Genomic DNA, 12,274 nt, shown 5'->3' with positions numbered 1-12,274 from the left:
GACATGAGGAGCCATGTGAGCGGCAAACAGAGCTTTTTTAGAAAAAGATAGGGCTTAAAGCGATTGTATGCGTGTCTCCTGTATGGTAGATTTGGACTAACTGATAGAACAGGGTCATGTTAGAGAGGAAAAGGTGAACATATGCGTAACATGGGGAAAAGGGCGGTCATACTTGCTTTGGGCAGCGCTTTGTGTGTATCTGGAACAGCAGGTGCAGCTAGCAGCGGAACCGCTTTGAAGGCAAAAGTCATTAACGGCGGAGTCTATGTCAATGTAGGCGATGTGAATAAAGCACTAGGAACCAGCGGCGCGTATAACAGCGCGAATGGTACATATACGTTATCGACAGATCGTGTGCCGCAGGTGGTTAAAAACGTATCTCCCTCTGTGGTAGGCATCATCGGTCGCTCAGCAACGGGACAAACCGTGGCAGGCGGAGATCGGTACAACCTTGCTCACGGCACAGGGGTCATCATTCGGACAGATGGATGGATTGTCACGAATGCGCACGTCATTGAAGGATTAAATGACGCTGTGGTCGTGACCTCGGACGGTAAATCTTACAGTATTACAGATAGCTACAGCGATCCGATCAGTGACTTGGCATTGGTTAAAATCAAAGCAAGCGGCCTCAAGCCTGCTACCCTAGCAGGCTCGCCGAATAATCTACAGGTGGGAGAGCAGGTCGTGGCTATCGGTACGCCTATTTCTTTTTCCCTGCGTAATTCGGCAACTTCGGGTGTCGTCAGCGGATTGAACCGTGGTGTTAACGCTGCTTATCGTCTTATCCAAAGCGATACCGCAATCAATCCTGGTAACAGCGGCGGTCCGCTTGTAAACCTCAAGGGCGAGGTAATCGGGATCAATACGATGAAATTTTCGGCTGTGGGTATTGAAAATATGGGCTTTTCGATTCCTTCGGATACGGTGAAATATGTTATTGCTCAATTTTTTAAGTATGGTGAGGTTCGGCGTGCCAGTCTTGGCCTAGGGCTGGAAGAGAGCTGGTCGGCTATTGTGGGGCTGCCTACGGAGGACCCTCTGAAAGTCACGAAAATTACTTCGGCTAGTACTGTTCAGGCCAAAATCAAGGAAGGCGATGAACTGTATAGCATTAACGGCAAGCGTGTGGCTTCCGTGATCGACGTTAACGAGATGCTTAAAAGCTATCAGCCGGGTCAGACGGTGAGCTTGCTCATGCAGACGGACGGCGATATTGTAAAACGCAAGTTGGTACTGTCACAGGATAATGGCGAAATCTATGAATCTATTCAGACCGGAGAGGATTCCGGGGACTCGGATGAGTCGGCTGATGATGGCAATGTAGTGCCTTCCAAGGAAGCATCTGAGTCAGTCCAAGAGGCGGCATCTACAGGGAAGTAAATGAGAACGGATCGGTATGATATCAAATATAGCCAGAGGGAGATTACTGTGAAGCATATCCAAAGAAAAATGATGCATAAGCTGGGAGCTGGTGCCGTTGCATTGTCCGTTTTGCTATCTGCTTTGCCGGCAGTTGCGGCGGACAACGATAAAACGATCTTGGAGCTGCGTCTGCAAGGCGGCAGCAACACAGCCATTGTGAACGGCCAGAATGCAAGTATTGCAAAACCTTATTCGAAAAGCGGTGCGCTGATGGTTCCGGCTGGTGTGTTCAAAAAAGCATTTAAAAGCAAAATCCGGCTGGCGGAAGATAATGTGGTCAAAATTAGCAGCGGCGCTCGCGTCGTATCGCTAACCATCGGTAGCCGTACAGCCTGGGTGAGCGGTCATAAGGTGACGCTCCCCGCTCCACCGGAAATGTCATCAGGTATCCTGATGGTTCCACTGCGTCAAGTAGCAGAAGGTCTCGGGGGTAAGCTGGAGAAGAATGGTGCGGGAATTGTCATTCGGATGGAGGCGCAAGAAGAGGCAGGTACGGTAGCGGAAGAGACGCCGAGCATTGATAATGATGAGGGCAAGACGCAGATCGGGAACAGCTACTACGATTGGTCAATGAACTATCCGACAGGACTCGTCATCGGTCAGGGTGGCGGGGATGAGAGCATCTCCACATTTATGGACGAGAATAGTGCGTATTATATGGAAGTGCATACGGCCTCACAGCCGGTTCCGTTGAATGCGGACGATCTTCTCCAACAATTGGTGCAAGCAGCCAAGGAGACGGGAGAAATCGTTGTAGATCGAAAATCCTTCCCGAAATCGAAGGTACCTTATGCGCGTGTCATTACGAAGGATGGAGACGGCGTGTTGTGGGAAAACCGTCAGTATTATGACAACGGACGATTGTATGTCATTTATTTTTCCGATGCCAAAGCAACGAACTATAAGGATCTCGCACAGTATGCGGGTCTGTTAAATTCCTTCAAGACTTCCTTCAATGCGCAGGATAAAAGTATTAAAGACTTGTCCACCGTCGTAGGAGGCACACGCGAGGCTGGTAATCCTGACTATGGTGTGTCACTCAGCATACCCGCAGGCTGGAAAATGGATGATCAGCGGATGCAATATGAGAGCAATGATGGATCGAGCTTCCGTGTGAAAGTAACCTCAGCTCCAGCGGATGGGAAATTGGAGAACTGGGGTCAGCAGCTGCAAAAGTGGCTGAGTGATTCATTTGTATCTACAGCTTATGAGGCCCAGAAGACGTATCCGCTTGAGGTTGCAGGGATTCAGGGGCTGGTTCAGGAGTATCGTTATAACTTTGGCGACGGATGGGTTAAGGAATACAATGTGCTGATTCAGCAAAATGGATACCGCTATCTGGCTGAATACGCTGTGCCGGAAAAAGTAAGCAAAGGGAATGATCGGTTCAATGCGCTCATTTCCTCGCTTCAAATCGACTTCCAAACCGTAGCGAGCAACTTCGGACAACTGGAAGAGGACGACTATCTGGCAGACAAAACGAAAACGGTCAAAAAGGCTTCCAAAGCCTATGAGTACACGGTGAATATTCCACGATACTGGACAGCGATTAGTGACCAATTTGAATTGGGTGATGTGGAATACCAGTTTACCGGAGGACGCTTTTCCATTAAAGTCGATAATGACCAATCGTTCGAGTTAACGGTATCTCAGCTCAAGGACTTTTACGATAAGCAGGGTAAAAGCTACAAAAACCTCAAGGTTGAAGAGGTTAAGGACGTGACGTTCGCCGGGGTTCCGGCAGTTTCCTTTACATTCCACCGCGTGGAAGAAGGCATTGGCTATACAGGCCGCCAAATTGTTCTGGAGCGTGACGGAAAAACGTATACCGTGGCAACGACGCTGAATGACGCGAACAATACGGGCGTGCAGTCTAACGCACTGGATTCGACGCTGAATTCGTTTATGTTTGTGAAATAGAGGGAAAGATTGGCGGGGTATGGTGGTGGAGTGCTACGCGTGCCATTTGATCCTTTGATCGCTGTTGACCCGGGATTCTTTGATTGTATAAGGGATTGAATGGTAAGAATCCCGCGTCAAAGGCGAACGCTGCGCTTCTACGGATTCAAATGGCCCGCTTCGCTGGTGCCCACCATAAGAGTGCTAATCTTTTGAAGAGTGAGGTAAGCAGTAAGATCAAAGGCTGTTCAAGCATCTCCAATGTACCGTTTGACGGGATTGGGGGTGTTTTTATTTTTAGTATGATATTTTTGCAAGGAATCGCTTGGAAAGTGTAGAAGCTTGGAGCGCAGTCTGGTACACTAGATTAGTTACAAGATAAGAATGATTATGCCGCAAATGCTTGTCGTGCGGATTTTTTGAGTTGGATGCCATTGATCCCGTGAGCCTGGGGTTCAGAGTAGGGATGATCGGATAGGATGATAGTTCATAGGATTTTAAAATAAGCAGCATCGCTGCTCTGAAAAATAACGCTTAACCAAAGAATAACAAGTTATTTCTCAGTATAGGGAGGACAAAGATGAAATCAGCAGTACGAAGAGAAGATGTCGAGCTTCTGGCACCAGCCGGTGACTGGGATTGTATGCGTGCGGCGGTGGCGAATGGAGCCGATGCGATCTTTTTCGGAGTAGAAAAGTTCAATGCACGGGCGCGAGCGAACAATTTCCGTATGGAGGAACTGCCTGAAATTATGGCGTTTTTGCATAGCTATGGGGTTAAGGGCTTTTTGACATTCAATATATTGGTGTTTGAAAATGAGCTGGAGGATGCCAAGGAACTGGTCGATGCCTGCGTGGATGCGGGTGTGGACGCGTTGCTTGCTCAGGATATGGGCTTGGTGAAAATGATTCGCGATATTTCCCCGGATTTTCCGATCCATGGCTCTACCCAGATGACGATTACCTCGCCGGAGGCGGTAGAGTTTACGAAACCGTACAACATTGAGCGGGTCGTGCTCGGACGTGAAAATAACTTAAAACAGATTCAAAAAATAGGGGAGCAGGCGAGACTTCCGATGGAAGTATTCGTGCATGGCGCGTTATGTGTATCTTACTCGGGCCAATGCTTGACTTCTGAAATGTGGGGCGGACGCTCTGCGAACCGTGGCGAATGCGCACAGGCATGCCGTTTGCCTTACGATCTGATGGTGGATGGTGAGCAAAAGCCGATGGCTGATGTGACGTATCTGCTGTCACCTAAAGACTTGGCTGCCATTGATCTGCTGCCGGAGTTGATTGACGCGGGCGTCATTTCTTTTAAAATCGAAGGGCGTCTGAAAACGCCTGAATATGTAGCCAACGTGGTCAGCAAGTACCGTAAGGCGATTGATAAGTATTTTGATGGTGATACTTCCAAGACCAGCAAAGAAGATATCCGCGAGCTTCAGCAAAGCTTTTCACGCGGCTTTACGCACGGTTTTCTGGAAGGAACGAATAATAAGAAGCTGGTTGACGGTACGTTCCCGAAAAGCCGAGGTGTGTATCTGGGGCGGGTGGAACAAATACTTCGTGACAGTGTAGTATGCCGTATTGATGCGCCGCTGAAGCGTGGCGACGGTATTGTATTCGATGCGGGAGATCCCACGCAAAAAGAAGAAGGCGGACGCGTATACGATATCCGCCGCAAGGGCGTAAAGATCGAAGGCGAAGCCGGAGAAGGCTGGATCATCGATATCGTAGCGGGACGCAACGATGTCGATCTGCGCCGTGTACATGTCGGCGACCGCATTTGGAAGACCAACGACCCGGCGCTGGACAAGCGTCTGCGCCAGACGTATGACACCGACAAGCCGTACCGTGTCTTCCCGGTACATGTGCGTGTCAGCGGCTCTCCAGGGCAGCCGCTGTCGACCTGGTGGACCGATGTGCAGAAAGGCACGACGGTCCGGGTGGATTCCGAGCTGGAACTTGAAATCGCCCAGAAGCGTCCAATGACGCGCGAACTGCTTGAGGAGCAGTTCGGCCGACTGGGCGGAACGGTGTTCCAGCTGGAAGAGCTGGACGTCCATCTGCATGGGGACGTCATCGTGCCGATGCGCGAGCTGAACAGCATCCGCCGTCAGGCGGTGGAATTGCTCGCGGGCGAGCGCCCCAAACCGCCCGTGTACACGAAGCGGGCGGTAGAGGTGTATGGCGATGCATCGGTTCCCGCATCGCCAGTGGCACGCGGTCAGGCAGAGCTGACCGCGCTGTGCCGCAGCCTCCCGCAGGTTGAGGCTGCGCTGGAGGCCGGCGTGGAGTTCATCTACGCCGACTTCGAGTTCATCAAGCAATTCCCGGCAGCCGTAGAGGCTGTACACGCCGCAGGGCGTCGAATTGCACTGGCGACCCCGCGTATTCACATGCCAGGTGAAAACGGCTACCACAACAACATCCTGCGGCTCAAGCCGGATGCTGTGCTGGTACGCAATCCGGGGGCGCTGTACTTCTACATGCGTCATCGGTTGGAAAATCCGGACGCACATCATCCGCAGCTGATCGGTGACTTCTCGCTGAATGTCGCCAACCACAAAGCGGCTGATCTGTTCCTGGATTCCGGCTGTGACCTGGTTACGCCGTCGTATGACCTGAACATCCAGCAAATGGTCGATATGCTCAGACGCACACGTACCGATAAGCTGGAGATCGTGATCCAGCAGCATATGCCGATGTTCCATACCGAACATTGTGTATACTGCACCTTCATGAGCGAAGGCACGGACTACACCAACTGCGGGCGTCCGTGTGAGGACCATCGCGCATCTCTGCGCGACCGGATTGGTATGTCTCACCCGGTTCGCGTGGACGAAGGCTGTCGCAACACGGTATACAACGCCATCGAGCAATCAGGTGCCGAGTACCTGTCCAACTTTATGGAGCTGGGCGTGTCCCGCTACCGCGTGGAGTTTTTGGAGGAGACACCAGAGCAGGTACGAGAGGTAATTGACCTCTATAACCGTGCTCTGCGCGGAGAAATCAGCGGTACGCAGGTTTGGAAGACGCTTAAAGCGACGAACCAGCTTGGCGTTACACGTGGGCAACTGGTGAAGTAAATAACTGTATATTTGTGCTGGAGCAAGAAAGATCATAGAAGCATAATATATTCATATAGCAAGCTAGAGATTGGAAGACATGTTCTCTTTGAGGGAAGATGTCTTCTTCTTTAACCTATCAAATCAATCTATCTTCCTGTTATAATCAGAGAAGTATATCTATCCGTTATATTGAAGACAAAGGAGATTAACCCATGAAAATCCGAAAAGCGATTATTCCTGCTGCGGGATTAGGAACCCGTTTTCTTCCTGCTACCAAAGCGATGCCCAAAGAAATGCTTCCGATTGTAGATAAGCCAACCATTCAATATATTATTGAAGAGGCTGTAGCATCTGGGATTGAAGATATTATTATCGTTACTGGTAAAGGTAAACGAGCGATTGAGGATCATTTTGACTATTCATTTGAGCTGGAGCATAATCTGGCCGCCAAGGAAAAGTGGAATCTGCTCAATGAGGTGCGCAAGCCATCAGAAATGGCAGACATACACTACATCCGCCAAAAGGAGCCCAAAGGCTTAGGTCACGCTATATGGTGTGCACGTAAATTCATAGGGGATGAGCCTTTTGCTGTACTTTTAGGTGATGACATCGTTGAGTCTGAGAATCCATGTCTCAAACAGATGATAGACGTTTTCGACGAGTATCAGCGTTCGGTTGTAGGTGTAAAGCAAGTGGATTGGAACGAGGTTCATCGTTACGGGATTGTTGAGGGGCATGCACTTACTTCGAAGATCTCAGAGGCAGAACGGTTGGTGGAGAAGCCGAAGAAAGAAGAAGCAACCTCCAACTTGGCGATCATGGGACGCTATATCTTGACGCCAGATATTTTCGACATCCTTGGTCAGCAATCCGCTGGAGTAGGCGGGGAGATTCAATTGACGGATGCATTGTCCAAGCTGGGTGAAAAGAATCCGATCCTAGCCTATGAATTTGATGGGAACCGTCATGATGTTGGGGAGAAGTTGGGATTCATTGAAACAACCATCCATTATGCCCTGCAGCATAACGAAATTAAAGATGAAGTATTGGCTTATATGAGACAGGTCATAGAAGAGATTGATCAACAAAAACAGGTGAAGCTGCAATAGCCTATCATACTTAATATAAAAATAGACTGCCAAATGATGTGATATCATGGCAGTCTATTTTTGTATACCTATTTCTCCGATTTTAACTGCGCGATTTGCTCCTGCTCCTTCGGATCAACTTTAATCAGCTTATCGTACAATGCTTTGTCATCCTGTCCCTGCTTTTGTAGAGCGGCAATATAATAACGAGCGACCTCGCGATTCGTAGCATCACTCAGGTCGTCCTTCAAGCCGTTTTTGAGGATGTTGGCAGCCTCTGCAGGCTTACCAGATACAAATTGAATCTTACCAGCATTCAACGCAATTGATGGTGTGATCTCCCAAGGGCGGCCAGTGAGCTGAGTAGGAGGTAATGTCTTCAAATGAGCCATACCATCCAAAATACGTTGATAAGCACTCATTCCAGCATCAAAGTATTTCTTTTCATTCGCTGTGTCCTTGGCCAAACGAGCTTTATTACCAAACTCAAACGCTTGAGTGATCAGCAAATTGTGCCAGTCCAAATCCCAATTGAAATTAGCACGGTTATTTTCCAAAATGGCAAAGGCCTTGTCATTGTTTCCTTTGGCTTGCTCAAGTCTCATCTCAATGATCAGCATATTTTTATTAAACGGTTCTGCACTCAACCCCAGGTCTAGAACGGCAAGACCGCCTGTATAGAACTCTTCGCGCTTCGTTTGCTGATACACCTGATAATACATACGAGACAAGCCAACAATGGAATCAATGTGAGTTGGACGCAGATTCAAGTCTTTGTTGTAAGCAGCTTGTCTTTCTTCAAAAGAATTGCTGCTTTCCAGTGCTTTGGCTTCTTGAGCAGCACTGCTGGCTTGTATAAAGCGCAGTCCCACAAACAGGAGCACAATGCTGAGAATACCAATGACGATACTATAAATCGGACGGAAGCCCTCAGGCTTCATCGCCAAACGTTTTACAGGCTGTGTATCCATCGCGGCAGCCATACCACCCAATCCTATAAACACCAGCATGCCCATGAACACGTAGCTCATATTAAAGTCCAGCAGACTGTGCAGCAGAATGGACATGGTTAAAATCAGGTACAGGAAGTGACTATCCCGATGCTCCTCATCCTTCTTGATGTAGCTCTTAATATATTTGTAGAAAATATAAAGAATGAACGCCATGAAAATAATGAATCCAAGAATACCAACCTCTACGAGATACTGCATGAAGAAGTTATGTGCCTGACGGCTTGTATAGCCATAGTCCTGGTATTTTTCATACAGTGTAGCCCAACCGCCACCACCTGCACCAATCAACGGGTAGTCAGCAATCAGCTTGGAAGCATCACCGTAAAAAGTTATACGTTCCAGCACACTATGCTGCTGGAAGTTGATATTTTCCAGACGTGTCTCCACGTTGGCTGGCAGAAAGCTCCGTAGCCCTGTACCGATCAGCAGGAACGCAACTACACCAATTACGATCACAGAGCCAACAGGAAGCCACAGGTTTGACAGCTTACGTGAGGCCAGGCCTTGCAGCCCTTTCTCCAAACGAGACCCCAGAGAGGCTTGTATGAGCCAGAGAACAACAGCAGTCACGACAGAAGCGCCAATCAGCAGTCCCCAGCCTTTTGCCGCCTCAGCGCCATTGTAGGTCTGATTCAGCTGCAATCCCCAGTTTGTAATGGGGCTCAAAATAGCAAGTGAAACCACGCCCGCAATTGCACAATGCAGAATCCACAAAATTTGACGTGCAGGTTTAAAGAACAAGAGTAACAGTACAAATACTACGGGCAGCATCACGAGGCCACCACGTGAAAGAGTCAGGAACAGTGATACCAGAATAGGTACCAGCATAAAGCCGTGTACCGCTTTTCCATGCCACGTCTTCGACTTCATCAGACAAAAGACTGCCGCGAACAAAAACGCCATCAAAAATGCTGCATATGTATTCGCGTACTGGAAAACTGATGTTAGACGTAAGCCGTTGGAGTCCGTCATGACAGCATCAGTGTAATGATTGCCAATGACCATCGACGAGAACCATCCTACCAAGCGACCGGCCAATACCCACTGCCCGAACCAGTTAATGAATCCGAAGCCTATAATAAGGTAAGCAACGGTCATAATCGCTGTTTGGATGATCCGGTTGCTCAACCGATCTCGCAAGGCGTACAATGTAATGATGAACAATGAGGCATAGATGCACTGCACCACTACCATGTTCATAGCGAGATAATGAGAAGCAGCCGAAATCAACGAGAGAACATATGTCAGCGGGAGCAACATGACAAGCACCGCCAACCAGTCTCTTTGATCTTCCAATTTAAATTTCTTATAATAGGTTACGATTCCCAAAATCAATAGAATCGTGCTGATGATCAAAGCCCAATACAGAGGCTTTTCAAAATCGAGCATTTGCCCATTAAAAAGTGCAGCCTGGAAGGGGGCCCAAGCTAAGAACAGAATGATCCCAACAATTAACACCCAAAACATAGCCGGCCTTTTATCGTCACGGGTCGACGTTTTGGCCTGTTTCCCGTATACTGGATTCGACAAGGTTTACAATCTCCTTTTCTTGTAGATACGTCAATATTTTAGCATAATGACGCCTTGGAACCAACTAGCAGTATACCACGGGAAGATGCTAACTCTGTGAATTAAAAACTTAAATATAGGAAGAAGAGATATCAGGGATGTATTTAAGAACAACATTGAAAAGTATTTTTAACCATAAATATCTTATTAAAAATTTTATGGTCAAGGATCTAAAAAATCGCTATCAAGGTTCGATGATGGGTTTCTTATGGTCAATTATTCATCCGTTAACAACTCTTGCAGTCTACTCCCTTGTTTTCTCCTGGATGCTAAAAATGAGAGTGGGCATGGAGCTGGGAACCAATAATTTTACACTTTGGATGTTCGCGGGGCTGCTCCCATGGATTTTCTTTTCAGAAACCCTTAGCCGTTCTACTTCAGTTGTGCTTGATAATAGTAATTTAATTAAGAAAACAGTGTTTCCTTCTGAAATTTTGCCGATTTCTTTGTTGCTTTCTAACGCGGTAAATTTTCTAATAGGTTTTCTAATATTAATTGGCGGGATGTTTTTCTTAGGCCAACATGTCTCTGGCCTTTCGTTACTTTATGTATTGGTATATATATTCCCTCTAGTTTTGTTCACTCTAGGATTTTGCTGGTTGTGTGCCAGTTTAAATGTTTTCTTTAGAGATTTGGGACAGATCGTAAGTGTAGTTTTGAATATCGTTTTTTATGCCAGCGCAATTATATATCCTATACATGTTGTACCACAAAAATTCCAAGGTTGGTTTTTCTGGAATCCACTAATACATGTGGTGGAAGGAATAAGAGATGGCTTGTTTAAATTACAGTTTATTGATAACGGGAAACTCATTTATCTTTATGCATTTTCAATTATAGTGTTTTGTTTAGGGCAATATATATTCCAAAAATCGAAAAAAGGATTTGTTGATGTACTATGATGGAAAACAACTTGGCAATAGAAATTGGAAATATAACGAAGACATATAAAGTATACAATAAGCCTTATCATAGATTACTGGAGATTTTCAATTTAGGGAAAAAAAATACTGAAATAAACGCTTTGAAAGGAATCTCTTTTAAAGTGGAAAAAGGGAAGACATGCGGTATAGTTGGTCCTAATGGTTCTGGAAAAAGTACACTTCTTCAAATCCTCACAGGAATTCTGCAACCTACATCTGGATATTTTAACGTGAAAGGCAGGATATCTGCACTGCTAGAACTTGGTGCGGGTTTTAATCCGGATTATACTGGGAGGGAAAATATATTTTTATATGCTTCCATACTAGGAGTAGAGAAGAAAGAAATTGAAACGAAGATAGATGAAATTATTGAATTTGCCCAAATTGGTGACTTTATTGATAGATCTGTTAAAACATACAGTAGTGGTATGTATGTGAGGCTAGCATTTGCTGTCGCGATTAATGTTGATCCTGATATATTAATTGTTGATGAGGCGCTTGCAGTAGGGGATGAGAGTTTTCAACGTAAATGTTTTAGAAAATTTGAGGAGCTAAAAGAAAAAGGAGTTACTATACTGTTCGTTACCCACAGTTTGGGGTTAGTCAAGCAATTCTGTGATGAAGCGGTCCTGATCTATAAAGGTGAGCTTATTGAGCAAGGACATCCAAATCATGTTATCAATGTATACACTAAACTGATTGCTGAAATGGAAAATGGAGTGATAGCCGCTAAGCCAACAGAAAAAAATAAGGATATCCCGGTTTTGGGCGAATCAAAATTGTTGGATAGCAAACAAGCTCCTTCAGAGTATAGATACGGCAATGGGGAAGGGAAGATTATATCCTTTAGGTTAGATGGCGAAGACGGGAATAAATCAAGAATATACAGGCATGGTGAAAAAATAACCATTTCCCTCAAACTTCAGTATTATAAGGATACTTATTCATCACTTGCTGCCTATACGATTAAAACTGTTTCGGGGGTCGAAATAACCGGAACCAATACCAGCTTCGAGGGTTTGGATTTGAAAAATTATAAGAAGGATGATATTTTAAATGTCGTCTTTACACAAAACACAATATTAAATGCAGGCGATTATGTAGTTTCTTTGGGGTTTATTGAATTAGTCGATGATAACATCGTAGTCATGGACAGAAGATATGATGTTTTAACTTTTAAAGTGGCAGAAACAAAAAAAGCAGCCGGCCTTGTAGATCCTAAAGTTGAAATTAATATTAGCAAAGTAATGGATAACTTAACTTTAGAGAGTTCGGAGTGATCTT

The 12,274-nt window shown here is 46.3% G+C and carries 7 protein-coding genes; 6 read left to right on the top strand and 1 reads right to left on the bottom strand.

Annotated elements, in window-relative coordinates; genetic code table 11:
- Positions 1 to 141 precede the first annotated feature (141 nt).
- From HPL003_RS04215 to galU, 4 genes are all read left to right on the top strand, one after another.
- The gene (locus HPL003_RS04215; RefSeq protein WP_014278372.1) at positions 142 to 1,383 is read left to right on the top strand and encodes a S1C family serine protease; all 1,242 of its coding nucleotides are present in this window, start codon (positions 142 to 144) and stop codon (positions 1,381 to 1,383) included.
- Between the two features lie 48 nt (positions 1,384 to 1,431).
- Positions 1,432 to 3,345, top strand: a complete 1,914-nt coding sequence (locus HPL003_RS04210) for a stalk domain-containing protein (protein WP_043922553.1) — start codon at positions 1,432 to 1,434, stop codon at positions 3,343 to 3,345.
- Between the two features lie 559 nt (positions 3,346 to 3,904).
- Positions 3,905 to 6,415 (top strand): U32 family peptidase, encoded by a 2,511-nt coding sequence (locus tag HPL003_RS04200; RefSeq protein ID WP_014278369.1) that lies wholly within the window; start codon positions 3,905 to 3,907, stop codon positions 6,413 to 6,415.
- A gap of 194 nt (positions 6,416 to 6,609) precedes the next feature.
- Positions 6,610 to 7,506: a UTP--glucose-1-phosphate uridylyltransferase GalU gene (gene galU, locus HPL003_RS04195; RefSeq protein ID WP_014278368.1), complete on the top strand. Its 897-nt coding sequence runs from the start codon at positions 6,610 to 6,612 to the stop codon at positions 7,504 to 7,506.
- Between the two features lie 68 nt (positions 7,507 to 7,574).
- Here galU and HPL003_RS04190 read toward each other — a convergent pair whose 3' ends face one another.
- Complete coding sequence (locus HPL003_RS04190) at positions 7,575 to 10,028, bottom strand: O-antigen ligase family protein (RefSeq protein WP_014278367.1); 2,454 nt, start codon at positions 10,026 to 10,028, stop codon at positions 7,575 to 7,577.
- 137 nt (positions 10,029 to 10,165) lie between these two features.
- Between HPL003_RS04190 and HPL003_RS04185 the strand changes: the two genes are divergently transcribed.
- Together HPL003_RS04185 and HPL003_RS04180 are read left to right on the top strand one after the other, a co-directional pair.
- Positions 10,166 to 10,969, top strand: coding sequence for an ABC transporter permease (locus HPL003_RS04185; protein WP_014278366.1), 804 nt, complete (start codon positions 10,166 to 10,168; stop codon positions 10,967 to 10,969).
- Positions 10,966 to 12,270: an ABC transporter ATP-binding protein gene (locus HPL003_RS04180; protein WP_014278365.1), complete on the top strand. Its 1,305-nt coding sequence runs from the start codon at positions 10,966 to 10,968 to the stop codon at positions 12,268 to 12,270. Before HPL003_RS04185 ends, HPL003_RS04180 begins: the two co-directional genes overlap by 4 nt.
- Positions 12,271 to 12,274 lie beyond the last annotated feature (4 nt).

This window comes from Paenibacillus terrae HPL-003, from assembly GCF_000235585.1.
Taxonomy (GTDB): Bacteria; Bacillota; Bacilli; order Paenibacillales; family Paenibacillaceae; genus Paenibacillus; species Paenibacillus terrae_B.
The sequence above is the reverse complement of the archived record's forward strand: the minus strand, read 5'-3'. Positions and strand labels throughout refer to the sequence as shown.

Bases quoted from the DNA above. Each gene is read 5' to 3' on its own strand.
- HPL003_RS04215 (WP_014278372.1), top strand. From the start codon at position 142: ATGCGTAACATGGGGAAAAGGGCGGTCATACTTGCTTTGGGCAGCGCT.
- HPL003_RS04200 (WP_014278369.1), top strand. From the start codon at position 3,905: ATGAAATCAGCAGTACGAAGAGAAGATGTCGAGCTTCTGGCACCAGCC.
- galU (WP_014278368.1), top strand. From the start codon at position 6,610: ATGAAAATCCGAAAAGCGATTATTCCTGCTGCGGGATTAGGAACCCGT.
- HPL003_RS04185 (WP_014278366.1), top strand. From the start codon at position 10,166: ATGTATTTAAGAACAACATTGAAAAGTATTTTTAACCATAAATATCTT.
- HPL003_RS04180 (WP_014278365.1), top strand. From the start codon at position 10,966: ATGATGGAAAACAACTTGGCAATAGAAATTGGAAATATAACGAAGACA.